The organism is Serratia sp. Ae19-1 (assembly GCF_059801225.1).
The window spans coordinates 114,995-140,296 of record NZ_JBCHWD010000009.1; the positions used below are offsets into that span (position 1 = coordinate 114,995).

General features: G+C 58.7%; 21 protein-coding genes. 12 read left to right on the forward strand and 9 right to left on the reverse strand.

Annotated elements, in window-relative coordinates; genetic code table 11:
• Positions 1-220: 220 nt before the first annotated feature.
• Positions 221-1,873, reverse strand: a complete 1,653-nt coding sequence (locus AAIE04_RS21955) for a multidrug ABC transporter permease/ATP-binding protein (RefSeq protein WP_025160229.1) — start codon at positions 1,871-1,873, stop codon at positions 221-223.
• 178 nt (positions 1,874-2,051) lie between these two features.
• On the opposite strand from AAIE04_RS21955, the gene AAIE04_RS21960 reads away from it, so the two are divergent.
• The 3 genes from AAIE04_RS21960 (at position 2,052) to lldD (ending at position 6,061) form a co-directional block, all read left to right on the forward strand.
• Positions 2,052-2,972: a LysR family transcriptional regulator gene (locus AAIE04_RS21960; protein ID WP_019455690.1), complete on the forward strand. Its 921-nt coding sequence runs from the start codon at positions 2,052-2,054 to the stop codon at positions 2,970-2,972.
• A gap of 323 nt (positions 2,973-3,295) precedes the next feature.
• A complete protein-coding gene (locus AAIE04_RS21965) occupies positions 3,296-4,879 on the forward strand; it encodes an L-lactate permease (RefSeq protein ID WP_498577682.1) in 1,584 nt (527 codons plus the stop codon).
• A 42-nt stretch (positions 4,880-4,921) separates the two neighbouring features.
• Positions 4,922-6,061 carry an FMN-dependent L-lactate dehydrogenase LldD gene (gene lldD / locus AAIE04_RS21970; protein ID WP_063917954.1) on the forward strand — a complete coding sequence of 380 codons (1,140 nt, stop codon included), beginning with the start codon at positions 4,922-4,924 and terminating at the stop codon, positions 6,059-6,061.
• A gap of 1 nt (position 6,062) precedes the next feature.
• On the opposite strand, the gene AAIE04_RS21975 is transcribed toward lldD, so the two are convergent.
• Positions 6,063-6,872, reverse strand: a complete 810-nt coding sequence (locus AAIE04_RS21975) for a MoaF C-terminal domain-containing protein (protein WP_154747463.1) — start codon at positions 6,870-6,872, stop codon at positions 6,063-6,065.
• Positions 6,873-6,907: 35 nt separating this feature from the next.
• Positions 6,908-8,125, reverse strand: coding sequence for an MFS transporter (locus AAIE04_RS21980; protein ID WP_084799177.1), 1,218 nt, complete (start codon positions 8,123-8,125; stop codon positions 6,908-6,910).
• Positions 8,126-8,828: 703 nt separating this feature from the next.
• Between AAIE04_RS21980 and AAIE04_RS21985 the strand changes: the two genes are divergently transcribed.
• Positions 8,829-9,260, forward strand: a complete 432-nt coding sequence (locus AAIE04_RS21985) for a VOC family protein (protein ID WP_019455685.1) — start codon at positions 8,829-8,831, stop codon at positions 9,258-9,260.
• Between the two features lie 6 nt (positions 9,261-9,266).
• Here the strand turns inward: AAIE04_RS21985 and AAIE04_RS21990 are convergent, their stop codons facing one another.
• Positions 9,267-10,811, reverse strand: coding sequence for a BCCT family transporter (locus AAIE04_RS21990; protein ID WP_498577683.1), 1,545 nt, complete (start codon positions 10,809-10,811; stop codon positions 9,267-9,269).
• Between the two features lie 158 nt (positions 10,812-10,969).
• Here AAIE04_RS21990 and betI point away from each other — a divergent pair, with 158 nt between their 5' ends.
• Positions 10,970-11,566 carry a transcriptional regulator BetI gene (betI, locus tag AAIE04_RS21995; RefSeq protein ID WP_498577684.1) on the forward strand — a complete coding sequence of 199 codons (597 nt, stop codon included), beginning with the start codon at positions 10,970-10,972 and terminating at the stop codon, positions 11,564-11,566.
• Positions 11,567-11,575: 9 nt separating this feature from the next.
• On the opposite strand, the gene AAIE04_RS22000 is transcribed toward betI, so the two are convergent.
• Positions 11,576-13,345, reverse strand: a complete 1,770-nt coding sequence (locus tag AAIE04_RS22000) for an ABCB family ABC transporter ATP-binding protein/permease (protein ID WP_074056076.1) — start codon at positions 13,343-13,345, stop codon at positions 11,576-11,578.
• Between the two features lie 180 nt (positions 13,346-13,525).
• Here AAIE04_RS22000 and AAIE04_RS22005 point away from each other — a divergent pair, with 180 nt between their 5' ends.
• Positions 13,526-14,383 (forward strand): AraC family transcriptional regulator, encoded by an 858-nt coding sequence (locus AAIE04_RS22005; protein ID WP_211130057.1) that lies wholly within the window; start codon positions 13,526-13,528, stop codon positions 14,381-14,383.
• 193 nt (positions 14,384-14,576) lie between these two features.
• Here the strand turns inward: AAIE04_RS22005 and actS are convergent, their stop codons facing one another.
• On the reverse strand, positions 14,577-15,332 hold the full coding sequence (gene actS, locus AAIE04_RS22010; protein ID WP_498577685.1) for an amidase activator ActS: 756 nt from the start codon (positions 15,330-15,332) through the stop codon (positions 14,577-14,579).
• A 149-nt stretch (positions 15,333-15,481) separates the two neighbouring features.
• Here actS and AAIE04_RS22015 point away from each other — a divergent pair, with 149 nt between their 5' ends.
• The 5 genes from AAIE04_RS22015 (at position 15,482) to AAIE04_RS22035 (ending at position 19,878) form a co-directional block, all read left to right on the forward strand.
• Complete coding sequence (locus AAIE04_RS22015; RefSeq protein WP_498577686.1) at positions 15,482-16,051, forward strand: HdeD family acid-resistance protein; 570 nt, start codon at positions 15,482-15,484, stop codon at positions 16,049-16,051.
• Positions 16,052-16,198: 147 nt separating this feature from the next.
• Positions 16,199-16,537: a hypothetical protein gene (locus AAIE04_RS22020; protein ID WP_074056032.1), complete on the forward strand. Its 339-nt coding sequence runs from the start codon at positions 16,199-16,201 to the stop codon at positions 16,535-16,537.
• Between the two features lie 250 nt (positions 16,538-16,787).
• A complete protein-coding gene (locus tag AAIE04_RS22025; RefSeq protein ID WP_230329007.1) occupies positions 16,788-17,402 on the forward strand; it encodes a 2OG-Fe dioxygenase family protein in 615 nt (204 codons plus the stop codon).
• Positions 17,399-18,631 carry a cysteine desulfurase-like protein gene (locus tag AAIE04_RS22030; protein WP_498577687.1) on the forward strand — a complete coding sequence of 411 codons (1,233 nt, stop codon included), beginning with the start codon at positions 17,399-17,401 and terminating at the stop codon, positions 18,629-18,631. Before AAIE04_RS22025 ends, AAIE04_RS22030 begins: the two co-directional genes overlap by 4 nt.
• A gap of 254 nt (positions 18,632-18,885) precedes the next feature.
• Entirely contained in the window at positions 18,886-19,878 is a 993-nt protein-coding gene (locus tag AAIE04_RS22035) for a LacI family DNA-binding transcriptional regulator (RefSeq protein ID WP_025160221.1), read from the forward strand.
• 90 nt (positions 19,879-19,968) lie between these two features.
• Here the strand turns inward: AAIE04_RS22035 and AAIE04_RS22040 are convergent, their stop codons facing one another.
• From AAIE04_RS22040 to AAIE04_RS22050, 3 genes are read right to left on the reverse strand one after another with little or no spacing between them, the layout of a single operon-like run.
• A complete protein-coding gene (locus AAIE04_RS22040; RefSeq protein WP_198636929.1) occupies positions 19,969-21,366 on the reverse strand; it encodes a c-type cytochrome in 1,398 nt (465 codons plus the stop codon).
• Positions 21,363-23,015, reverse strand: a complete 1,653-nt coding sequence (locus AAIE04_RS22045) for a GMC family oxidoreductase (protein WP_498577688.1) — start codon at positions 23,013-23,015, stop codon at positions 21,363-21,365. Before AAIE04_RS22045 ends, AAIE04_RS22040 begins: the two co-directional genes overlap by 4 nt.
• Positions 23,012-23,599, reverse strand: coding sequence for a sugar dehydrogenase complex small subunit (locus tag AAIE04_RS22050; RefSeq protein ID WP_019455671.1), 588 nt, complete (start codon positions 23,597-23,599; stop codon positions 23,012-23,014). Before AAIE04_RS22050 ends, AAIE04_RS22045 begins: the two co-directional genes overlap by 4 nt.
• A gap of 748 nt (positions 23,600-24,347) precedes the next feature.
• Between AAIE04_RS22050 and AAIE04_RS22055 the strand changes: the two genes are divergently transcribed.
• A complete protein-coding gene (locus AAIE04_RS22055; protein WP_498577699.1) occupies positions 24,348-25,298 on the forward strand; it encodes a 2-hydroxyacid dehydrogenase in 951 nt (316 codons plus the stop codon).
• The last annotated feature ends 4 nt before the right edge of the window (positions 25,299-25,302 follow it).

Genomic DNA, 25,302 nt, shown 5'->3' on the forward strand with positions numbered 1-25,302 from the left:
CCGATAACGCGTATTGATAGGCGAACGAACATACAGTGTGTCACACCTTTAATGGCTAAAATTAAACCACTGGTAAATAATTAGTCACTAAATCATTTGACTGGTCATAAGCCAAATCGGCAACAGGCGACGCTGAAGAAGAGGATGAAAATGAAGCGACGTACTGAATCGCATGAGGAGAAGCGCCGGCCCGTTTAGGTTTCGCCCGGGCCGGCGAGGATTAGCCAATTCGACTGACGGAGTCTCGGCTGGCGTGTTCACGCTCGCAGCCGGTCAGTTCGCGCAGCTGGCCGGAGCGCATCTCAAGCAACCGATCGGCGTGTTCGAAATAGTGGTCGTCATGGCTGATGGCGAATACCGTTTTGCCTAACGCGCGCAACTCTGGCAACAGCTCGCGATAAAAAATACGCCGGAACTGCGGATCCTGATCCGCGGCCCATTCATCCAACAGCAGGATATCGCGCTGTTCCGCCACCGCCAGCAGCAGGGCCAGACGTTTGCGCTGCCCTTGCGACAGCTGCGGGTTGGTCACCCTGTCGCCGTCGAACTGCAGTTTGCTTTTCATATTCAAGCGCTCGAGCCAGACGGCGACCAACTCCGCATCGGGTTCGCCACCTTCCGGCCCTTGCAAGCGATCGAACTGATGAAAATCGGTGAAAATCGCCGAAAACAGCCGACGATAATCCGGCATATCCGCTGCGGTCTGGGCGATGCCATCCACAACGATGTGCCCGCTCACCGGCCGGTACAACCCGGTCAGCAGCATCGCCAGCGTTGACTTGCCGCTGCCGTTGCCACCGATCAAAAAGACCAGCTCGCCACGCCGCAGCGTCAGATTGAGCGGCCCGACGGCAAAACCGGGCTGCTGTTCCGTATCCGCATAGTGAAAAACCACGTCGCGCAGTTCCAGCGTCTGCCAGGCACGGCCGGTGGCGGCAGGGAACGCCGGTTGGTACTCGGCCAGGCGCAGCGTCTTCAGCTTGTTGAAGGCGACTTCGGCGCTGACCAGCGTCGGAAACGCTCCGACCGCCTGCAGTAATGGCGTGCGCAAGAACAGCAACGTCAGGGAATACGTGGCGGCTACCGTCGAGTTCGCCCATCCCAGGCTGTTGGCCATAAAGAACACCAGCCCGATCGCCCCCAACATCATGATATTTGACCAGTTGAGCGCACTCAGATGGAAGGTATCAGCGCGAATGATATGGTAGCGGTAAGCTTGCGCATCAGGCTGATAGGCCTGTTCGTACAGCGCCTGCGCTCGCTTGCGGTTCAACGTCAGTTCCTTACGACCGTCAATCACCGATTCATAATGATGATAGAGACGCTCTTCTGACTCGCGCAAACTGGCCATATGGCGATAAACCCGCGAGACCAGACAACCGCTGCCCACCACGGTGATGGCGACCCAAACCGCCGTCACCGCCAGCATTTTCGGTGACAGCCATCCCAGATAGGCCGCCGATCCCAGGGTTAAAATCACCCCTTGCACCAGTTCGGGCAAGCGCACGAAGGCGACGGTGATATTGCGCACATCGCTGGACAGGCTGGCCAATAATGAAGCGCTGCCTAGCTGTTCGAGACGTTCAATATCGGTATCCAGGATGCGCTTCACTAACTGCCCGCGCAGGCGGTAGACGAAGTAATGGCCCAAGGTCGTCAGCGCCAATTGCGAGCCCAGCGTGACCGCCATCAGCAATGCCAGCAGGGCAAGAAACATCGGCAGCACGGCCAATGCATCGCCGCCGGCGTCCATCAGGTATTGATTGATAAATGCAATGATACCGATGCCTAAGCCGGCGCTGGTCATGGTCAATGCCATCACCGCCAGAAAGGGCCAACGATACTGGTGATAAACCACCCGTAGCAGTTCCATGAAAAAACCTCTGAAGTCGCGATCTGGCAGGCATTGTAAGCGGCGCGAGAATGAGATCAAGACGAATTCTCATTGTTCGCGCAGCCTCTGATTTCGGCGTCGGGGGCATTTTGATGATTGCTTATTGAAACGAGAGACTTACACTGGCGCCACTTGCCGCTGAAGGGAACAGCCGATTATGCTCGCCACTCACGAATACGCCAACGACCTGATTCTGTTTGCCCTGATTGTCGACTGCGGGTCGTTCAGCAAGGCCGCGGAGAGCGCCGGCATCACCAGCTCGGTGGTCAGTAAACGCATCGGGCGGCTGGAAAAATCGCTGGGTGCCCGCCTGCTGTACCGCACCACCCGCAGCCTGACGCTGACCGAAAGCGGCCAGGCGCTCTACCAGCAGGCCAAAGAGATCGGCGCCAAAGTGCAGGAGGCGCTGTACGCCGTCAGCGAAAAGAGCGAAGAGTTGACCGGCACCATCCGCATGTCGGTGCCAACCATTTCGGGCGAGCTGCTGCTGAGCGAAAGCGTGGCGGAATTTTGCGCCCAGCATCCCAGCCTAAAGGTCGAAATGCGGCTGGAAAACCGCTTCGTCGATCTGGTGGAAGAAGGCATCGATCTGGCGATCCGGACCGGCACCATGCCGGACTCCAGCCTGATTGCCCGGCCGATCTTCGATTCCCGCTGGGTGATCGTCTGCTCGCCGGGCTACCTGGAAAGCCACCCGGAACCGCGCAGCGCCGACGATCTGCTTAGCCACAACTGCCTGACCTACACCTACCAGGAGAGCGGCACCGCCAACTGGCTGATGAAGCGGCCAGGGCGCAACGACATCTACGAGCTGCAGGTTAACGGCAACCTGTCGGCCAACAATGCGCGAGCGATCCGCAAAGCGGTAATCGGCGGTCACGGCATCGCCATGGTGCCGCGCTGCATGGTGTACGAAGACTTGCAGGACGGAAAACTGACGGAGATTTTGGCCGGCCACTGCGGCAAGGTGCTGGGCATTTACGCCGTCTATCCTTACACCCGCAATCTGCCGTTAAAAACTCGCCTACTGATCGAACATATCATCGGTTCCTACCAAAATATCAGCCATTACTTTTGAGTTTTCTGCTCTGATTATTTCTCCATGGCCGGAAAATGCCATGGGGATTACGGCGTTTTTGGACATAATCTATTGAACATTACCGCTTAATTAATGTGAACTCGCGCATTCATCACACAAAAACCACTTCTATTAGTCTGATTTTAAACACATTAATTTAACCCCTCACACCGACGTTTTCCCCGCCGGCGGCGCCGTTCGCTGATGTTAAAAAATTACCGCATGGCATCGTCGCCAACGTTGTGATTAGAATAAAAATGTTGCGGTAATTAACCTTTCAGCTACATCTCTCTGCCCATAAAAATAATAACCCTGAGGATCTTATGCCCCTGCTTTTCAGTATTGCGCCCATCATCCTGCTGATCTGGATGATGACCAAAAGGAATGGCGTGCCCTCTTACCTCGCCCTGCCGCTGACGGCCGCCGTGGTGTACGCCGTACAGCTCTTGTGGTTCGATGCCTCGCTGCGGCTGCTGCATGCCCATATCATCACCGCGCTGGTGTCGACGCTGACGCCGATCACCATCATCGCCGGCGCCATCCTGCTCAACAAACTGATGCAGGTAAGCGGCGCGGAAAACGTGGTGCGCCGCTGGCTGGAAACCATCAGCCCCAATCCCGTGGCCCAGCTGATGATTATCGGCTGGGCGTTCGCCTTTATGATTGAGGGCGCCAGCGGCTTCGGCACCCCGGCCGCCATCGCCGCGCCGATTCTGGTCGGGCTGGGCTTCAACCCGCTGCGCGTCGCTCTGTTGACGCTGGTGATGAACTCGGTGCCGGTCTCCTTCGGCGCCGTGGGCACCCCCACCTGGTTCGGCTTCGCCAATCTCGGCCTGTCGGACGCCAGCCTGCTGGAGATCGGCCGACAAACCGCGCTGATCCACTTTGTCGCCGGTTTCGTCATTCCTTTGCTGGCGCTGCGCTTTATCGTTTCCTGGCGGGATATCCGCCGCAATCTGCCGTTTATCCTGCTCAGCGTACTGAGCTGCACCGTGCCCTATCTGCTGTTGGCCCAGGTGAACTATGAGTTCCCGGCGCTGGTCGGCGGCGCGATCGGCCTGGCGCTGTCGGTGCTGCTGGCGCGCGGCGGTATCGGCCTCGCCAGCAGCGACAAACCGCAGAGCACCGGGCAAGCGGTGCCGTTCTTGCAGGTGGTCAAGGCCATGACCCCGACCCTGCTGCTGATTGCTATTCTGATAGTGACACGCGTTCACCAACTGGGCCTCAAGGCGCTGCTCAACAACACCGCGCTGCTGTGGCAGGAAAATCTCGGCTGGCTCGGGGAGCTGCGCGTCAGCCGGGCGCTGATCGTCGAACTGCAACAGGTGCTGGGCACCTCCGCCGCCGCCGGCTACAAAACGCTGTATGTCCCGGCGCTGATCCCGTTCCTGCTGGTGGTGCTGCTGTGCATTCCGCTGTTCCGGCTGAATGGCGGCCAGGTGCGGCAGATGTTCAGTGAAACCGGCGGGCGCATCGCACGGCCCTTTATCGCCCTGTTCGGCGCGCTGGTGATGGTCAACCTGATGATGCAGGGCGGCGACAACGCGCCGGTGATCCTGATCGGCAAAGCGCTGGCGGCGCTGACCGGCGGCAGCTGGCTGCTGTTCTCGTCATTCCTCGGCGCGCTGGGATCGTTCTTCTCCGGTTCCAATACCGTCTCGAACCTGACGTTCGGCGGCATTCAGCAGTCGATCGCCCAGAGCAGCGGCCTCGACGTCAATCTGACGCTGGCCTTGCAGTCCGTCGGCGGCGCCATGGGCAACATGGTGTGCCTGAACAATATTATCGCGGTCTGCTCGATCCTCGGGATCGGCAACGCCGAAGGCAAAATCATCAGAAAGACCGTGCTGCCGATGCTGGCGTACGGCGGGATTGCGGCCGGTATGGCGGCGATCCTCATGCTCTGACCGACAACTCGTTATCGCAAGCAAGACAAGAAGGTAAACACTATGATCATCTCCGCGTCAACCGACTACCGGGCCGCCGCCCAGGCCAAACTGCCGCCGTTTCTGTTTCACTATATCGACGGCGGGGCCTACGCGGAGCATACGCTGAAGCGCAATACCGCAGACCTGGCCGATATCGCCTTGCGCCAGCGCGTGCTGCGCAATATGTCCGAACTCAGCCTGGAAACCACGCTGTTCGGCGAGCAGCTGGCGATGCCGGTGGCGTTGGGGCCGGTGGGGCTGACCGGCATGTACGCCCGCCGCGGTGAAGTGCAGGCCGCGCGCGCCGCAGCCCAAAAAGGCATTCCGTTCACCCTGTCCACCGTGTCGGTCTGCCCGATCGAAGAGGTGGCGCCGGCGATCGATCGGCCGATGTGGTTCCAGCTCTACGTGCTCAAAGATCGCGGTTTTATGCGCAACGCGCTGGAGCGCGCCAAGGCCGCCGGCGTGAAAACGCTGGTGTTCACCGTCGACATGCCGGTGCCGGGCGCCCGTTATCGCGACGCCCATTCGGGGATGAGCGGCCCTAACGCCGCCCTGCGCCGCGTGCTGCAGGCGTTTACCCATCCGCAGTGGGCCTGGGACGTCGGCCTGCTCGGCAAGCCGCACGATCTGGGCAACGTTTCAGCCTACCGCGGCAAACCGACCAGCCTGGAAGACTACATCGGCTGGCTGGGCGCCAACTTCGATCCGTCGATTTCCTGGAAAGATCTGGAGTGGATCCGCGAATTCTGGGACGGCCCGATGATCATCAAAGGCATTCTGGATCCGGAGGACGCCAAAGACGCCGTGCGCTTCGGCGCCGACGGCATCATCGTTTCCAACCACGGCGGCCGCCAGCTGGACGGCGTGCTGTCGACCGCGCGCGCCATGCCGGCGATCGCCGACGCGGTGAAAGGCGACATTACCCTGTTGGCCGACTCCGGCATCCGCAGCGGCCTGGACGTGGTACGCATGATCGCGCTGGGCGCCGACACCGTACTGCTGGGGCGCGCCTTCGTCTATGCGCTGGCGGCGGCCGGCGAAGCCGGCGTCGCTAACTTGCTGGATCTGATCGACAAAGAGATGCGCGTGGCCATGACGCTCACCGGCGCGAAAACCATCGCGGAGATCAACGCCGGTTCGCTGGTCAGAAACGCCTGACTCACAGCGGCTGCACGCCCTCCGGATAAGCGTTGTAGCTCATCTTGCTGATGAAAGCCCCGGCCGGCGACACCAGAACCCGGCCGGCGGCGTCCAGCCCGAGGAAGGTGCCGGTGCAGCGCCCGGAGATAAAGTCGAAGAAGAATACCGAGCACACCGGGATAATCTTTTCCCGGAAGGTGAACAGGAACATCTCTTCCTCAAATTTGTAGTAGGTGGCGTAGTCCATGTCGCCGTGGCCGAATTGCTCGCCGCGCAGGTTCTGCCAGGCGTAGCGCTCGGTGTTGACGTAAAAGTGTTCGTAATAGTGATTGGGGCTGTAGACGTTCAGCGTGCGGTACCCGATCAGCTCGCGGGTCAGATGCGGCGCAACGCCGCCCGGTGCGATGCCGGCAATCCGGCCGACGTGGAAGCTTTGTTTGAGACGGGAACCCTTTTCTACCGTCTGTTCCGGCAACAGCGTGCTGCGCACCAGCAGCGCCCGGCCACTTTCACGGTTGAGCACCAGCGTCAGGCACTCGTTGCCCGGCGACTGCAGCGGAATATTGAAGAAATAACGTGCGGCGGAGGTTTGCACCTCTTCATAAGCGTCCTCGCCGCTCTCCCCGCCCCAGGCCCAAAGCACCCGCTGCCGATCGGCGCTGAAGCGCAGCGTGATTTCCCCGCCGTCTTCAAAGGCGATCTGCAACGTTTTGCCGCGCCAGTCCTGAGTGCCCGGCAGCCGGTTGGTGTCGATGCCGCGCGCGAAATCGTCGTAATTCTTCCAGTCCGGTTCGGCATTTTGATTCAGTACGGATGGTTCTGCTGACATCTTCGCTCTCCTTGATTAATGGGATGAAAGCCGCTTTAAACGTCGACGACGCCCGCCGGTTTCACCGCTCTGCGGTTCACCACGGCAGGAGCCGTTTCATCGAGAAAACAACTCAGTACGCCGGCGCAGACGGCGCCGGCAGCCGCCAGCCACATCACGCTGACCAACCCGTAGCGATCGGCGATCAGCCCGGCGATGAACGGCGCCAGACAGCCGCCAATCACCTCGCCGATCCCCATCACCAGCCCCAACGCGGTGGCGATACGGGCCGGCGACACCGTTTCAGAGGGGATGGTGGCCATAAACAGCGTGAAGCACCCAAGGCCGGTATAAGACAGGAACACCAGCACGCCCAGCAGCCACGGGTTGTCGACGTAGCTCAGGAACAGCGGGCAGCACACCGCCAACAGCGAAAAGAAGATCAGCGTCGGTTTGCGGCCAAGGCGATCGGAGATCGCCGGTACCGCCACGCCCCAGAAGACCCAGGCGGCGCCGATGGCGCTCATGATGCCGCCCATCGTGCCTTCGCCGAAGCCGCGGTCGGTCACCAAAAAGTTAGGGGTGAAGGTAATGATGATCATGAACCAGGTGACGAACACGCAGGAGATCAGAATGCACAGCGCAACGTTCTTGATTTTGAACAGCTCGCCGTAAGCGGCTTTGCCCGCCGCCTTGCCGGCCGCCGGCGCGGCGATAAAGGCGGGATCCTTTTTACCGTTCACATAGCGATAGATCAGCCACGCCAGAATGATGCCCGGCACGGCGGTCAGGTGAAACGCCATGCTCCAGCCCCACTTCTGCGCCAGATAGATGATCAGCGGCGGCGCGATAATGCCGCCCAGCAGCCCCGGCGCCGCGCCCTGGATCAAACCCATGTTGAAACCGCGGCGCTGCGGCTGCGATTTTTCCACCATCAGCGACTGGGCGATCGGCAGCACCGGCCCTTCGGCGATCCCCATCAGCGCTCGGAAGATCAATAACATGGCAAAGCCGCTGACCAGCCCCGACAGTGCGGAGAACAGCGAAAACACCAGGATCGATAGGATCAGCATCGGTTTGCGGATATTAAAGCGATCGGCGATAGCCCCCAATCCCGCGCCGGACAGCGCCCAGGTTAACGCCAACACCGCCGACAGCGTGCCGAGATGCACGTTGCTCAGCTTAAGGTCGGCGGCAATCATCGGAAACAGAAACGAGATGGTGAGGCGATCGACGAACACGCAGCCGAAGACAAAAAATAAAATAATCAGCAACCGGTTCTCTTCACTTAATGTTCCGCGTGGCCCTGGCGATGTATTCATAGCGTCATTTGTCCATAAGTTAACTTATGAATGGCGACCCGCCATGGCATAAGTGCGTTAAGCGTTCGGCCAAGGGAGAATTTGGCCATCCGTCACAACAACAACTCATTAACATGTTAATGACATAAAATTATCGCAAGCTGCGGACATGTCAAACGGCCGTTGCAAACGGCGCCGGGAGAACGAACCAGGCATTTTTCACCGCGCGTGAACGACATGAAAATAAATCAACTTTTTGTTTTTAATAAATAAACCAAATTTATTCGGCACTTTTTCTTTTTATAAAAGAAACCAAAGCCACGTGATTTATAAATACGTTAATAAACAAAACTTAATCCTTTCTTATAAATAGACGGTATCTTCCCTTTCATCGGCCTTATAACCCTACCCTCTTTATTATTTGAATCTGTTTGCTTTATAGCGACCATAATGCGAACGATTAACTCCATTGTGTTAATCAATAATCACGCGATGACATTATCAATGCTGAATAATAATAAAAGCGCAGGCCGTGACAAGAATCACAAACAGAGCTCCCTTTTTCATGCCCAGTGAACGGGTTATTACCGGCGCGGCTAGCTTATGCCAACTCGATCCAAACTCGGATGGAAAATGGCGGCATGATAAGCGGCAGACAACCCGCAAGGAGATGAACATAACGGCAAAACTGACCGAAGCCGGTTTCTGGCGCAAAACCGCCGACTCTTCATCGCGGCGCGAGCCGCGCGTGCTGATTCGGGTCTACGTCGACGAAGGCGAGATTGACCGTGCCATCGCGTTCTACGAGCAGCTGCACGGCGTGGAAGCGGATATGCGCTTCGACTTTCCCGAGCATCGGCTGGTGCTGGCGGCGGTGGGGCCGTTTCTGATTCTGGAAGGGTCGGAAGAGCAGCTGCGCCCTTTCCGCAGCACCGTCGGCACGCTGCTGGTCGATGACATTTATCCTTACCACCGGCGGCTGCTGGCCGCCGGGGCCGAGATCTTCTTCGGCCCGGTGGAGGTGCCCACCGGCGCCTGTTTCAATGCGCGCCTGCCGGACGGCACGATTGTCGAGTACGTGCATCACCGGCCGCGCGCGGACGAATAATCTGCCTCAGGGAAGCGCCGGCTTCATGGCGTAACCGCACAGGTCCTTGCGCAGGCTAAGCATATACAGCACGATCACCGCCGAGAACGGCAGGCCGCACAGCACCACTGCGGTCTGCATCGCGCTGAAGCTGCCGGCGTACAACAGCCCGGCGCACACCAGCGTGGTGACCGCCGCCCAGAACACCCGCAGCCAGGCCGGCGCGTCATCGTGAGCGGAACCGCCCTGGCAGGAGAGGTTGGCTATCATCAGCGTGCCGGAATCGACCGGCGTCAGAAACAGCACGAAGCTTATCACCACCACGAAACCGGCGGTCAGCTGGGTATAAGGCAGGTATTCGAACAGCTTGAACACCGCCATCGGCGGATCGCTTTGCGCCACCTGCCCCAGGATCGCCTGCCCGCCTTCCAGCACCAGGCTGATGGCGGTATTGCCGAAGATCGACAGCCACGCCAGCGTGAATCCCAGCGGGATCAACAACACGCCGAAGATCAGTTCGCGAATGGTGCGCCCTTTGGAAATGCGCGCGATAAACAGCCCGACGAACGGCGCCCACGCCACCCACCAGGCCCAATAGAACAGCGTCCAGGCGCCCTGCCATTGGCGCGCCTTACCGTACAGGTACATATCGAAGCTGCGGCTGACCAGCGAAGTCAGATAATCCCCGACGTTCTGCAACATGCCGTTGAGCAGGTTCAGCGTCGGGCCGGCCAGAAACACGAACAGCAGCAGCAGGCACAGGAAGCCGACATTGATGTTCGACAGCATGGCAATGCCCTTCTCGACGCCAGTGACCGCCGCCAACGTGGCCACCACCATCATCACCACGATCAGTGCCAACAGCACGCCGGTGCTTTGCGGGATATCGAACAGGTAAAACAGCCCCGAGTTCACCAGCAGCGCGCCGATCCCCAGGTTGGTTACCATCGAGATGACCGTCACCAGAATGCCGAAACTGTCCACCAGATGGCCGACGCCGCCGTGGATGCGCTCGCCGAAGATCGGATACAGTGCGGAACGCAGCGCCAGCGGCAAACCGCGGCAATAGGCGAAATAGGCCAGCGCGGTGGCGATCAGCGCATACAGCGCCCAACCGTGCAGCCCCCAGTGCAGGAAGGTGAGCGCCATCGCCTGTCGCGCCGCCTGCACGCTGCCGCCGCTGCCTTCCGGTGGCGACAGGAAGTGATCCAGCGGCTCATAGGCGCCGTAATACACCAGCGCAATGCCGATGCCCGACGAAAACAGCATCGCCACCCAGGAGGGGTAGCTGAACTGCGGCGGCTCGTCATCCTGGCTGAGGCGAATGTGGCCAAAGCGCGACAGCGCCAGCCAGAACACGAACGCCATGCAGGCGACCATCAACAACATGTAATACCAGCCGAACACGTCGGCCACCCAATTCTGCGCAACATTCAGCCACTGTTTGCTGGCGGCGGGAAACAGCACAATCAACGCCCCCAGCAGCAATATCACCGCTGCAGATCCGAAAAATACCGGGGCATTCAATCTGACAGGTTCTTCGTCAAGCGATGGAGGAGTTTTTATTGTCATTGGCAGGCTTCCATGAGGCGAAAGACTGACGATTTAAATGCAACTTTTATTTAACATTTAATCGTCATTTATTTGACATTTTTGCAGCATATAGAGTATTGATTGACCGTTCAATCAATCAAATCCAAAGTGTGATTGGCCTATCAGTTGAGGAAAATATGTACCGCAGAGACATTCCTGAGCAGCGCAAGGAACAGCTGATTAACGCCGCCTTCGAGGCTATCAGCGTGGTGGGGCTGGCCGGCGTCACCCTGTCGCAGGTGGCGAAAGAAGCCGGACTGTCGACCGGCATCGTCAGCCACTATTTTGGCGATAAGGAGGGATTGCTGAGCGCCACCATGCGCAAGATCCTGCGCGATTTGCGCGACGCGGTGGCCGAGTGCCGCGCTCAGGCGGCGAGCGACAGCCAGTCGCAGCTGTGCGCCATCATTCAGGGCAACTTCCACCCCAGCCAAACCAACGCCATTTCCATGCGCGCCTGGCTCGATTTCTGGGCCGCCAGCATGCATCAGCCGGTGCTGCGCCGCCTGCAGCGCGCCAACGATCGGCGGCTCTATTCCAATATTTGCAGCCAGTTCCGCCGCGAGCTGCCGCTGCAGCAGGCGCGCGACGCAGCGCGCGGGCTGGCGGCGATGATCGATGGCCTCTGGCTGCGCGGCAGCCTGGCCGGGGATGAAACCGATCTGCAGCAGGATTACCGCATCGCCTGCGACTACGTGATACAACGGCTGCAGGCCGCTCCTTCGGCAAGGTAAACGGCGGCGTCAGCTCAGTTCGTGATCTTCGCTGTACTGGGTTTGCCACATCGCAGCATAGCGGCCGTTTGCCGCCAGCAGCGCCTCATGCCCCCCGCGCTCGACGATTTCTCCCGCCTCCAGCACGATGATCTCATCGGCGTCCACCACGGTGGAGAGCCGATGGGCGATCACCAGCGTAGTGTGGTTGCGGCTCACCTCGCGCAGGTGGCCCTGGATTTCGCGCTCGGTTTGGGTATCGAGTGCGCTGGTCGCCTCGTCGAACACCAGAATGGCCGGATTTTTCAGGATGGTGCGCGCGATCGCTACCCGCTGCTTTTCACCGCCCGACAGCTTCAGCCCACGCTCGCCCACCCGGGTATCGTAACCGTCAGGCAGACCGACAATAAAATCATGGATATGCGCCAGCCGCGCCGCCCGCTCTATTTCTTCATCGCTGGAGCCGGTTTTGCCATAGCCGATGTTGTAGCGCAGCGTATCGTTGAACAGCACCGTATCCTGCGGCACGATGCCGATCGCCTGCCGCAGGCTGGCCTGGGTCAGCTGGCGAATGTCCTGGCCATCGAGGGTAATGGCGCCGCCCTGCACGTCGTAAAAGCGAAACAGCAGGCGCGACAACGTGGACTTGCCCGCGCCGGAGGCGCCGACCACCGCCACCGTGTGGCCCGCCGGTATGGCAAAACTCACCTGTTTGAGGATCGGCCGACGCACGTCGTAGCCGAAGCTGACCGCATCGAACCGCACTTCGCCGCGATCGAGACGCAGCGGCTGCGCATCCGGGCTGTCGACGATTTCGCGCTTCTCCTGCAGCAGATCGAACATGTTCTCCATGTCGATCAGCGCCTGACGCACCTCCGAGTAGATGAAACCAAAGAAGTTCAGTGGCTGATACAGCTGCAACAGGTAGGCGTTAACCAGCACGAAGTCGCCGACCGTCATCGTCCCCCGCGTAATCCCCTGCGCCGCCATCGTCATCATCACGATCAGCCCGATCGAGATAATGGCGGTTTGCCCCAGGTTAATCGCGGTAAAACTGAATTGGTTCTTGATGGCGGCGTATTCATACAGCCTGCGCGACAGATCGAATCGCTCGGCCTCGAACTCTTCATTGCCGAAGTACTTCACGGTTTCATAGTTCAGCAGGCTGTCGATGGATTTGCTGTTGGCGTCGGCATTGGCCTTGTTGAGCTCGCGGCGAAAGCGGGTGCGCCAGCTCACCGCCAGCACGGTGAACAGGATGTAGCAGCCGACCGTCGCCAGGATCGCCAACGCGAACCAGCCGTTCAACATGTGCCACATAATCGCCGTGACCAACGTCAGTTCGAACAGGATCGGCACGATAGAAAACAGCAGCCGCGACAGCACGGTAGACACCGCCTGGGTGCCGCGCTCAATGGACAGCGACAGCCCGCCGGTCTGGCGTTCCAGATGGAAGCGCAGGCTCAGCGCGTGCAGCTGACGAAACACCCGCACGCCCAACAGGCGCGTGGCGTTCTGGCTGACGTGGATAAACATCACGTTGCGCAGCTCCTCAAACAGCGCGCCGCCCACTCGCGCCACGCCGTAGGCGACGATCAGCCCCAGCGGTACCGCCAGCATTTTCGCCGTCTCGCCGCTCAGCGCATCGACCATCGCTTTGTAGGCCAGCGGCACCAGCGTGGTGCTGACCTTGGCCGCCACCATGAACACGAAGGCCACCACCAGATACCAACGCAGCCGCGGGTTGTCTTTCGGCCACAGATAGGGCAGCAGGAATTTCAGCAAACGGGAACGATCCATCATGTAATATTCATCTTCTCGGTCGGGCTCGCGGCGCACGGCCGCGCGGGGTTATGATTTTGGCCTGGCCGGCGGCAAACGCCGCAGCCATCCCGTTTTCCTGCAATGGCAACTCAGCATCATCCGTCAGGAGACGCGGCGGCGGTTCGGGCAAAGTTCAGGCATGGAGGAGACAATCACATGACCCACTCGTATGCAAAACGCTTTGCGCAGGTCTTTGACTATATCGACCGCCACCTGGACGAGGCGCTCACCGTCGAAAAACTGAGCGAAGTGGCCCATTTTTCGCGCTTTCATTTTCAACGCCAGTTTAGCGCGTATTGTGGCATCTCGGTGTGGCGTTATATCCAGTGGATGAGGCTTAAACGCGCCTCGTACCGCCTGGCGTATAACCCGCTGGAGCCGGTGATTGACATCGCGCTGGACGCCGGTTTTCAGAACCCGGAGTCCTTCAGCCGCGCCTTCAAACAGGCGTTCAGCCAAACGCCGAGCCAGTTTCGCAAACAGCCGGCCTGGATCGATTGGCAACAGCGCTTTCCCGAACCGAAACACAAAAGGAAACAACCCATGAAGGTAGACATTGTCGATTTTCCGGCCACGCCGGTGGCGATGATCGAACATAGCGGCCCGCCCGCGCTGGTCAACGAAACCGCCGCACGCTTTATCGAGTGGCGCAAAACCAGCGGCCTGTCGCCGGTCAGAAGCAGCCGCACTTACGGCATCGCGCCGCACGATCCGGCCATCACCGAAGCGCAGGACTTCCACTTCTTCATTTGCGGCGAAGTCACTATGCCGATCCCGGAGGACAACGCCTTCGGCGTGGTGAACGGCACGCTGCCGGCCGGGCGCTGCGCGGTGCTGCGCCATCACGGCTCGCTGGATGGGCTCTCGGAAAGTGCCCACTATCTGTACCGCGAGTGGTTGCCGGCCAGCGGCGAGGAACTGCGCGATTTCCCGCTCTATTTCCACTACCACAACTTCGTGCACGAGGTGGCAGAATATGAACTGGTGACCGATCTTTATCTGCCGCTGAAATAACTCATCTCAGGCTCCGCAAGGAGCCTGAAATTAATAGCAAATCTGATGCCGTAGCCGGGCTTACAGAAGGCAACCTATAAAAAATAAGGAAAATCAATGCATTGATTTTCGGCTGTTCACCACCAGGGAGGAAAAACCACGCTTTTCCCTCCCTGGTCAACAGGCTAGGGCTCCGCAAGGAGCCTGATTGACGTTAACAGGATGGCGACGACCCCTGCGGCGGCAGATAACGCTGCGGATCGAGCGCGGTGGCGCGGTAGCGAATCTGGAAATGCAGGAACACCGAATCGGTGCCGGTGCTGCCCATGGTGCCGATCTTCTGCCCCGCTTTCACATCCTGGCCGTTGCGCACCAGCGTAGTGTCGTTGTGCGCATAGGCGGTGATAAAGTCTTCACCGTGCTTAATCATGATCAGGTTGCCGTAGCCGCGCAGCTGGTTGCCGACGTACACCACTTTGCCCTTGGCGGAAGCGTAGATCGGCTGGCCGCGTTTGCCGGCAATGTCGATGCCCTTGTTGCCGCCATCTGAATTGGAGTAGGCCTGCACGATCCGGCCGCTGGTCGGCCAGCGCCAGCAGCGAGCGGCACCCGGCGGCGGCGTCTGCTTGGCGATCGCGCCAGAAGAAGAAGAGGTTTTACGGCGCGTGGCGGCGGTTTTGGTCGGCGCGCCGCCGCTCAGCCGCAGTTTCTGCCCCACTTCCAGATTATAGGGCGCGCGTATCTTGTTGATTCTGGCCAGATCGCTGACTTCGCTGTCGGTGATCCAGGCGATGTAATACAGCGTATCGCCCCGTTTGACGGTGTAGGACTTGCCGGTGTAGCTGCCCTTCGGCAGTTTGTCGTAGTCGCGGTTGTAGGTGTTTTTACCCGAACACCCGGCCAACAGCAGCCCCAATGTCAGACACACCGCGATGCGGCGCCACCCTGCCAGTTTGCTTCCTGTGCTCAAATCCTGTCCTCGGTCGTCGTTTCGGTTCTGATGCGCGTCAGCCGCACAGTGTAACATTTGCGCCGGGTCAGTCAAAAACCCCCAGACGGTCTATGCTAAACAGGTAAGGATGACTGATTTATTACCCAACGACGAAATGGAGTACTGTCATGTTGAACCTCGACCGCAATAATTTGCCCCTCCTGAGCGAAGATCTGCTCAAAAAGCAACGCACCACCCTGCTGATCATCGCCTTCCTGCTGCTGGCCGGCGGCATACTGTGTCTGGTTAATCCTTTCGCCTCCGGCGCGGCGTTGAGCATCGTGGTGGGCGTCCTGCTGCTGTTGAGCGGCGCCGGGCTGATTATCGCCATGATCGCCAATCGGGCGCAGAATACCTGGCCGATGATCGGCGGCATTTTACTGGGCGTGGCCTACCTGATTATCGGCTATGTGTTCATCACCAGCCCGCTGGCGGGCATTTTGGCGCTGGCGGTGTACCTTGCCGTGCTGTTCGCGCTCGGCGGCATCGCGCGCCTGGCGGCTGGCTATATGCGCCGCGGATTGCCGGGCAACTGGTTGCAGTACGTCATTGGCGTACTCGATTTGATCATCGCCTGGATGCTGATCGGCTCAGGCCCGGCGGCATCGGTCACGCTGGTGACGGCGATCGTCGGCATCGAGATGCTGGTCAGCTCCTTTGCGCTGTTCCAGGCGGCGAACCTGTTCAAACGCGCCTGACCCTACCGGCCCGCCGCCGGCGGGCCGTCACTTCGCCTCCTCTTCTCCGCCGTTTCCAGGCAAAACAACGCGATACCCCCGCAGCTTGTCCGTGGTTATCTTCATCGGTAAGTGCCAATATAGGTGAAGACAAGGGAGCTGAAGCCGATGACTACCCATTCCAACCCGCTGAACTCACGTGAAGTTTGCCTGCAATTGCGCCACTTCAATCAGGTAATCGGGCAGCAATGCCGTAATATGGCGCGTCAACAAACCGTCTGCCCATGCTGCCTGGCGGACATCGCCACCGGTTGCGACGCCGGTATCAAATTGTGCGGACAACAGTTAGCCAAGCCGAGCCCGCAAACCCCACTGTTTCAGCAGATTCGTAATCTGCTGCTCGATCTGCGCGCCGAAGCGAAAGGGGTTCACAGAATCGATACCCTGAACCGCACCAATAATGAAATTTCCTGGCTGTTGCGCGAGCTCTATTTCGAAACCTTCTGACCGTTTCGACCATGCAGTCACCCCGTGCCAGCTGCTGCGCGGGGAATAGGCCGCGCCGTGTCGCCCCCTCCTGGTACGCCCCTTCTGCTCTTCGCGTTCATCCAGCTTTACGACCGCCATCACACCTCGCCAACCTCAAATTGCGTTGGTTATAGAGTCGTCTACAATTCAATCGAATTACCCCCTACAACATCAGAAATTATTATTATTAGAGGTGATTATGTTACAGAAACACGAAAACGTAATAAGTATGACTGTACTAAGCCCACAAGCCACCCAACAACTGATGCCTTCGTTTTCCTTCTTGCCCCACACGCAACACGCCGATGGCAAATATCGCCTGCGCCGTTATTCGGTCGTCAAATATCTCAACCCCAACGTCGCCGAAGTGGGGCCGCGCACCTTCATGCAGTCCGATCAGATCAACCACTTCCAGGGCAACGTGGTGCGCCGCTTCGAACCTATCGACAGCGCCGTGCTGCAGAGCGCCGGCATGGCGGAGATGTGCAACCTGTTCGCCGAAAATAACGAGCTGCCGGAAGGCACCGAGATAGAGATCCACCAAATGCGCGTGGTCGCCATCCAGAAAGATACGCTGGTGGCGCCGGAAGGCATTCACCAGGACGGTTTCGACCATATCGCCATGATCGCCATTCACCGGCACAACATCGTCGGCGGCGAAATCATGCTGTACGACGACAGCCATCACGATCCCTTCTTTAAAAAAGCGCTGGCGGACGGCGAGGCCGTGCTGCTGGCGGACAGCAAACTGTGGCATAACGCCACGCCGATCAACGCCGTGAGCCCGCAAGAAGAAGGCTACCTGGATCTCTTCGTCCTCACCGCCCGGGGAGAGAAAGCATGATCTTTACGCCCGAGCTCGCCCGAAGCCAGTTCAGCGCCCTGTCTCAGCAGATCGACGGCAAGCCGGTGATTTTTTTCGACGGCCCCGGCGGTGCGCAGGTCTCACGGGGCGTGCTGGAAAAAATGACGGACTACCTGGGGAAATACAACGCCAACCTGGGCGGCCACTACTTCTCCAGCCGCGTCACCGGCGAGGTGATGGGCCAGGCGCGGGAATCGGTGCGCGCCTTGTTAAATGCGCCGTCACCCGACAACATCGTCTTCGGCATGAACATGACCACGCTGACTTTTCACCTCAGCCGCACTATCAGCCGTGACTGGCAGGCCGGCGATGAGGTCATCGTCACCGCGCTGGATCACTACGCCAATGTCTCCAGCTGGCGGCAAGCCGCCGCCGATAAAGGCGCTGTGCTGCATCAGATAGCCTTGGAGCACGCCGACTGTTCCCTCGACGCCGCGAAAGTGTGTGAACGCATCAACGCCAACACCCGCCTGGTGGCGGTCAGCTACGCCTCCAACGTCACCGGCAGCATCGTCGATATCAAAACCATCGTCGAAGCCGCACATCGGGTGGGCGCACAGGTGTATGTCGACGCCGTACACTATGCGCCGCACAACCTGATCGACGTACAGGCGTTGGGTTGTGATTTCCTGGTCTGTTCCGCCTACAAGTTCTTCGGCCCGCACGTCGGCATGGCCTATATCGCGCCGCAGTGGCTGCAGCGTCTGCAGCCGTACAAAGTCGAACCGGCCACCGACGTCGGCCCCGGCCGTTTCGAGACCGGCACGCAGAGCTTCGAGGCGCTGGCCGGCGTCACGGCGGCGATCGACTATCTGGCGCAATGGGGCACGCCCGGCGCGCCGTTAAGACAGCGTCTACAGGAGAGCTTCGCCGCTTACCACCGGCACGAAGAGGCGCTGTGCCGCCACTTTTTGCAACGGCTGCAGATGCTCGACGGCATCCGGCTCTACGGTAATCCGCAGGCGGACAGCACACGTCGCACGCCGACCTTCGCCCTGACCTTCGATGGTCATACGCCTGACGCGATCGCCCGCCGCCTGGGGCAGCACAATATCTGCGCCGGCAGCGGACATTTCTATGCGCTGGGCCTGGTTCAGCAGTTGGGGCTGCAAGAGGGCGGCGTGCTGCGCATCGGCATGATGCACTACAACACCCAGGGCGAGATCGACACGCTGTTCGATACGATCGCCGAAGATATCCTCAGTTAACCGCAGCATCGGCCCGCTCACCCCATTGGGCGGGCCGCAAAGGGGTAAATGGCCTTTTCCTCCCTTGATATCAAACCGTCATGATCTGCGAGGAAAAGAGCCTATTAATGCCGGTATGGCATGGAAAAGATAGCGAGAACGGCGCATCTTGCGGTAGCCGCCCGACGCCCGGAGACAGCACATTGCACGCATTCTCTTTTGACTCGGCAGTCGGCATAATGACAAACACGGTCTGGGTCAGATGAGAATCAATGGTGAAGTCGCAGCGAATTACGTTAAATGACATAGCTGTACTGGCGGGTGTCACTAAAATGACGGTCAGTCGCTATCTGCGCACGCCGGAGAGGGTGAAACCAGAAACGGCGGCGCGCATTGCCAGCGTGATCGAGGACGTCGGCTATCAGGCCGATCCTGACAACCCGACCCTCTCTGCCAACAGCCCTCCCCTGATCGGCGTTCTGGTCCCTTCCTTTAACAATCTGATCTTTGCTGACGTGCTTGCGGGCATTGAATCCGTGTCGTCTGTGCAGGGCTATCAGACGCTCGTGGTCAATTATGACTACAACAGCAAACGTGAAGAGGAGCAAATTGCCGCCATTCTGGCTTTTAAGATCAAAGGGCTGCTGCTGACCGAGTCGGTCCATAGCCTGCGGGCGGAAAAATTCCTGCGGGCGGCGAAGATACCCGTTGCCGAAATTATGGGGCTATCGGGCAACGCAGATCGAATTAACGTGGGTTTTGACAATGTCAAAGCCGGCTATGACATGACCACCATGCTGCTGGCTAGCGGTAAAAAGCGCATTATCTATTTTGGTTCAATGTCTGATATCCGCGATGAACAGCGCTATGCGGGATACTGCCAGGCGATGGCGAACCAGGATTTACCTACCGGGCGCATTTCCCCCAATAAGGTCTCTTCCATTTCGATCGGGACAGGCATGATGACGCTCGCGAGCCAAATGTATCCGGATATGGACGGTATTCTCTGCACCAATGACGATCTGGCCGTGGGGGTGCTGCAGGAGTGCCTGGCAAACGGCATCCGCGTCCCCGCGCAAATCGCCATTGCCGGATTTCACGGTCTTGAGATCGGGCAGGTCATTACTCCCAAACTGGCCAGCGTACTGACGCCACGGTATGAAATGGGGAAAGTGGCGACAGAGATCATCATAAAGAAAATCAAAGGGCTGCCGACCATTGAGCACGTCGATCTCCACTATCGCCTGTCGATGGGGGAGACGATATAGCTTGCCCTGCCGGTTTCGTCTGCGGAAAAGCCCGCCTTGCGCCGTTCAACTTCAGCCAGGCGGCGTCGCCCACCTGGCCGTTCCCTCCCCTTAACGCGCCTTACGGCGACGGAGCCAAAATAGTATCAGCAGGATGACGACTATCGCGCCGCCGGCCATGCCCGGCAGAATCATCGGCTGCGCGCGTGCCAACAGCGGTTTCGGCCCCCCGGCGCGCACTTCACTCACGTCGGCCTCGGTCACGCTCAGCCTACTGTTGCCGTATTTCTGCAGCACGAAGTTCGCAATATCGGCCACCTGCTTATCCGTCAGCTCGCCGATGTAAGAACCGGCCCCAAAGCTCGGCATCAACACATGCTTACCGTCAACCCGGCGATCGACCCCCTGCAGAATAACGGCTATCAAATTTGACGGGTTGCTCGCTGCCGTGGTGGAGTTATTGAACAGCGATGGGTAGGCCTGGTTAAGGCTGCCGCTGCCGTCCGGCTGATGGCAACTGGCGCAGTAACCGCTGTAAAGCGCCTCGCCGCTATTGAGCGTGTGGTTGGCGTTGGGCGAGTTCACGCCGCGCAGGTTGCGCTCGACGTTGTAGTGCGCCAGGCTAAGACTGGCGCTCTGACGATCGTCGCCCTGCGCAGGCACGCTCTTCAGGTAAATCGCTATCGCCCGCAGCTGCCGGTCGGTAAGGTATTGGAAGCTGTGCTCAACGGCCTCGGCCATCGGCCCCGCCGCTTGCGCGCGCCCTTCCACCCGGCCGGTTTTCAGATAGTCCATTAACTCCTGCTCGCTCCAGCTGCCGATGCCCTCCTGACGATCGGCGGTGATATTTGGCGCGTACCAGGCACCCAACGATGCCCCCATCAGGAAACGCGAGTTGTCTTCCGCCATCAGCACATTACGCGGCGTATGGCAGGTTCCGCAGTGAGCCGGGCCCTGCACCAGCGCGGCCCCTTCGTTCCATGCGTCATCCTTTGTCGGATCCGCGACGTACCGCCGATTGTCCAAATAGAGCATATTCCACACCGCCATGGAGAGACGGATATTGAACGGGAACGGCAGATCGGTGTAGTGCTCGGCCGGTTCATCGACCGGGGCGACGCCATGCATAAAGTAGGTATACAGCGCATGGATCTCGTCATCACTCAGACGGGTGTAGGCGGTGTAAGGCATTGCCGGGTAGAGATGCGAGCCATCTTTGCGGATCCCGGATCGCAGCACATCGGCAAACTCAGCTTCGGAATAGCCACCGATGCCGTATTTCACCGATGGGGTAATATTGGTGGCGTAGATGGTGCCCATCGGGGAAGCGATGCCATATCCCCCGGCAAAAGGTTTGCCCTGCTGCTGCGCATTCGTATGACAGGCCATGCAGTCCGAGGCGATAGCCAGCGCCTGCCCTTTAGCGATCAGATCGCCGTCCCGAGCGTGCGCCGCGAGGCCGCATCCCAGCAGCAGCGCCGCCGCCAACGAGTGGGTTACTTTATTCATTTGCTCTCCAGGGCGCGCAGTACGTCATTGGCCGCCTTAAGCCCAAGCGCCGCCATCGTCAACGTGGTGTTGACGACGCTGGCCGAAACCATCGCGCCTCCGCCCGGGATCCAAAGATTGTCATGATCGTGAGCACGGCAGTTACCGTCCACCACCGAGTTGCTGGGATCGCTGCCCATGATCGTGCCGCCCATAATGTGGTTGTTGGCATTCAGCTTGTCGTTAATCACAAACTCTTGCGCATCAAACAAGTCGCCGATCTGGCGCAGCTGAGTTTTGACCACTTCCAGCCCTTTGCGCACGTAGTCGCCGACGTCGTAGTGGATGTCCGGGCAAGCCAGGCCATGTTTGTCTTTGCGGGTTGGGCTCAGCGTTAGGCGGTTATTCGGATCCGGCAGCGGTTCCAGGCTGATGGAGAGATCCACCGAGCGGCTGGCGCGGTCGCGCACTTCCTCCTGCAGCGCCTTGCCGACCTTGCCCGTTTTCAGCACCTCCAGGGCGGATGGGATAACCCGATTGATGTTATTGATGATGATCTTGTTGGCGGAATGGTCGCTGCGGAAGGCGCCGTCGCGATACCCCACCATGCAGCTGCTCTGCGCCGGACCGCGGCCAACCCACAGAGGCTCACGCGCCAGGAAGGAACAGTGCAGGCCGGAGTGGTCCATCATGTTGCGCCCCACCTGATCCGAGCTGTTCGCGATGCCGTTCGGGTTCTTTTCGTTGGCCGCCAGCAGCAGCAGGCGCGGGTTTTCAATCCCATTGCAGGCCAGAACGAACGCTTTGCCGATCGCCCGATGAGAGCGGTGCGTGGTATCGTACCAATGGACGGCAGTGACGCGGTTATTGTCGTCGGTGTCGATTTTGTACACCACCGCTTCGGGGATCACCTTCGCCCCTTTGTGTTCGGCCCGTTCAACGTGGTGAATGCCGTTGTACATCGCTCCGATCGGACAGATCGGTTGGCAGTTGTTGTTACCGCAGCAGGTGGGCCGCCCATTCCAGGGCCGAGTGCTGCGACCTTGCGGAATGGGCACCGATTTGAAACCGTGAGGATTTACAATCTCCGCGATACGCCGGTCGCCGTAGGCCCAGGGCACCATGTCCATCGGGTAAGGCCCACTGCGTTCCGCAGGGGACTGCCACTCCGGGTTGTTCGGGCCGGCAACACCGATCTCCTCTTCGGCTTTGGCGTACCACGGTTCGATTTCCTGGTAGGAAATCGGCCAGTCTCGCCCTACGCCGTAGAGGGATTTCATGCGAAAGTCATTGGGGTGATTACGCCAGCAGGAGGCTGCCCAATGCCAGGTGGTTCCTCCCACCACGCGCAAGTAACCCTGCTTAAAACCAGATCCATTGGGGCCGGTCAGCTTGATATAGTCGTTTTCCGGGAAATAGAGCGGCGCGGTGGCGTACTCCGATTGAGGGTAAAGTCCCTGGAAGTCCGACCCCGCACGGTTGTGCAGCGGCATATTGCGCCAGTTTTCCACCGCCTGAGCGCGCTCAATGCGCGGGCCGGCTTCAAGCACCAGCACCGAATATCCCTGGCTCACCAAAGTATCCGCCATCAGGCCGCCCACGATGCCGGAACCGACAATGACGACATCGGCTTCAGCATCGCTGGCAGCATTTATGATTGGGCTTTTCACGCGGGCTCCTTATCTTTTTCGGCAAATAAGGCAGGCAAATCTGTTGCGGGAATGGCGGGTTGGCGGGTAACACCCGGCGGCAGGCCGGTCCACCACAGGGGGCCAAAATTACACCAGGTCGGCACAATCAAAGCATCCTGCACCGTGCGGTACATCAGCGCCTCTTTATAGGCGATCAGCTGGCCATGTTCGGCGTTTGAAGGATCTACGGTTCCGGTATACCACGCGGTCACAATTGCCTGGATCAGCTCACTCTGCCCCTGCTCGATCGCCTTCCGGTTAAAGGCTTCCGCATCTGTGGTTTGTTGGCTCAGGATGAACAGGGCGTTGAGCTGTGGGTTCAGCTGCGGAAAATGCTCGCGCAGTGCAGAAAAATAGCGGGCGGAGAGCGTGACGTCCAGATCGTCAAACGCCGTAATTTTCCTCGAAATTTGCAAAAATTGCGCGTATTCAATGGGCGAAGCGGCAATCTGAGCCCGTTCCGCATAGGTAATATTTGAATAAGGTAACAGGCTGGCGGTGACGATTACGCCCACCATTTTTGCCAGCGCCTCCCTGCGGGTAAGCACGGTTTGCAACGACATAGTTAGCTCCAAAATAATTATGTTTTTGTATAGTTTTTTTTAATATGTATCAGAATGCATGCAAACCAAAATGAAAAATGGCATCTAAATGAGGAATAGCATTAAAAGATCAAGGTGTTATGGCGTTGCCGTTTTTTGCACCGACGATAAACTCACGGTGCATTAATGACATAATAAAAACGCGCGACGAATTACCCGGAAAATAACTCGGCGTAATTTATGTCGTAAATGGATTCGACCCGACGCAATATTTAAACGCCAAACGTTAGCCGTATTTACGAGAGGGGCGAGCCCTTGTGCAACATCTGAAATAGCACTCGTGCACCATTATTCAGGAGGTGGATGAGGGAGGTTTTCCGCCGACAGTCTGAGCCGTTGCGGGATCGTCTTTGACATGACGGAATAAGCGCCGACCTATCTCACGGCTTTTAGCTGCTTAAAAACATGACAAAAATCACTTAATGGCATGTTACGAAACGACGTTACCTATCCTGTGATCCACAGCAGATAATCGCTGGATATTCACCGATTCCAACAGGGTTGATAGGTTTCACTGACCCGGCCACCGGCATAATGTGCTTATTTCCCCTGATAATAACTGACAGAAATAATGAAATTGCACACCAGATCACGCCAGCAGTAACACGGTTTTTTAACACTCTTTGGCGTGATACAGATCGCAAAAATAAGCGGTAAAAAAACGTCTGATACAAGATATCCCATTTTGTTTTCAGACAGGATCGCAACCATGCATACTGACACTCAACCTACCGTTTTACTTATCGCGCCGGTCATGGACGCTTTACAGATCGCGTTGGACGCCAGTTACCGGGTATTCCGTCTCTATGAACAATCTGACATTCCGGCCTTTTTGGCTCGCCATGGCGCAGAGGTTCGGGCGGTGGTCACCCGTGGCGATGTGGGGGTCACCCGAGAGACGCTGGAACAGCTGCCGCAGGCCGGCATGATTGCCGTCTTTGGGGTGGGCACAGACGCTATCGATCTCAACTACACCCGGGAGCGTGATATCCGCGTCGGGATCACCGCCGGCGTGCTGACCGATGATGTGGCCGATCTGGCGATGGGGCTGCTGCTGTCCGCCAGCCGCCGCCTGTGCCAAGGGGACCGCTTTGTGCGTGAAGGCCGCTGGGAAACGACGCCGCCGCCGCTGGCGACCAAAGTGAGCGGCAAACGCATCGGCATTTTTGGCATGGGGAACATCGGCCAAGCCATCGCCCGACGAGCCAAAGGCTTTGATATGACCGTCCTGTATACCGATCGCCAGCGCAAAGGCGGCCTGGACTATCAGTGGTGCGCCGATCTGCACGCGCTCGCAGCACAGAGTGATTTTCTGGTGATCGCGGCGTCTGGCAGTGCGGAGAACCGCGGGATTATTGATGCTAGCGTATTTGCCGCCATGCCCGATCGCGCCTGGCTTATCAATATCGCCCGCGGCAGCCTGGTCGATGAACCGGCGCTGATAACGGCGTTACAAAATCATGTTATCGCCGGGGCCGCTCTGGACGTATTTGAAAACGAACCCCATGTACCGGCGGCGCTCTTGGCTCTCGAGAATGTTCTGCTTCAGCCCCACGTGGCCAGCGCTACCGTAGAAACCCGCCAGGGAATGAGCCAATCCGTTTTGGATAATCTGGCTGGTTATTTTTCCCATCAGGATATTCCTGGCTTAATTCAATAAAAAT

Excerpts from the sequence above, each read along its gene's own strand:
- AAIE04_RS22005 (WP_211130057.1), top strand. The coding sequence starts at position 13,526 with ATGACCCACTCGTATGCAAAACGCTTTGCGCAGGTCTTTGACTATATC.
- lldD (WP_063917954.1), top strand. The coding sequence starts at position 4,922 with ATGATCATCTCCGCGTCAACCGACTACCGGGCCGCCGCCCAGGCCAAA.
- AAIE04_RS21960 (WP_019455690.1), top strand. The coding sequence starts at position 2,052 with ATGCTCGCCACTCACGAATACGCCAACGACCTGATTCTGTTTGCCCTG.
- AAIE04_RS21975 (WP_154747463.1), bottom strand. The coding sequence starts at position 6,872 with ATGTCAGCAGAACCATCCGTACTGAATCAAAATGCCGAACCGGACTGG.
- AAIE04_RS21990 (WP_498577683.1), bottom strand. The coding sequence starts at position 10,811 with ATGACAATAAAAACTCCTCCATCGCTTGACGAAGAACCTGTCAGATTG.
- AAIE04_RS22040 (WP_198636929.1), bottom strand. The coding sequence starts at position 21,366 with ATGAATAAAGTAACCCACTCGTTGGCGGCGGCGCTGCTGCTGGGATGC.
- AAIE04_RS22050 (WP_019455671.1), bottom strand. The coding sequence starts at position 23,599 with ATGTCGTTGCAAACCGTGCTTACCCGCAGGGAGGCGCTGGCAAAAATG.
- AAIE04_RS22030 (WP_498577687.1), top strand. The coding sequence starts at position 17,399 with ATGATCTTTACGCCCGAGCTCGCCCGAAGCCAGTTCAGCGCCCTGTCT.
- AAIE04_RS22025 (WP_230329007.1), top strand. The coding sequence starts at position 16,788 with ATGACTGTACTAAGCCCACAAGCCACCCAACAACTGATGCCTTCGTTT.
- betI (WP_498577684.1), top strand. The coding sequence starts at position 10,970 with ATGTACCGCAGAGACATTCCTGAGCAGCGCAAGGAACAGCTGATTAAC.
- AAIE04_RS21965 (WP_498577682.1), top strand. The coding sequence starts at position 3,296 with ATGCCCCTGCTTTTCAGTATTGCGCCCATCATCCTGCTGATCTGGATG.
- AAIE04_RS22000 (WP_074056076.1), bottom strand. The coding sequence starts at position 13,345 with ATGGATCGTTCCCGTTTGCTGAAATTCCTGCTGCCCTATCTGTGGCCG.
- AAIE04_RS22020 (WP_074056032.1), top strand. The coding sequence starts at position 16,199 with ATGACTACCCATTCCAACCCGCTGAACTCACGTGAAGTTTGCCTGCAA.
- AAIE04_RS22015 (WP_498577686.1), top strand. The coding sequence starts at position 15,482 with ATGTTGAACCTCGACCGCAATAATTTGCCCCTCCTGAGCGAAGATCTG.
- AAIE04_RS21955 (WP_025160229.1), bottom strand. The coding sequence starts at position 1,873 with ATGGAACTGCTACGGGTGGTTTATCACCAGTATCGTTGGCCCTTTCTG.
- AAIE04_RS22055 (WP_498577699.1), top strand. The coding sequence starts at position 24,348 with ATGCATACTGACACTCAACCTACCGTTTTACTTATCGCGCCGGTCATG.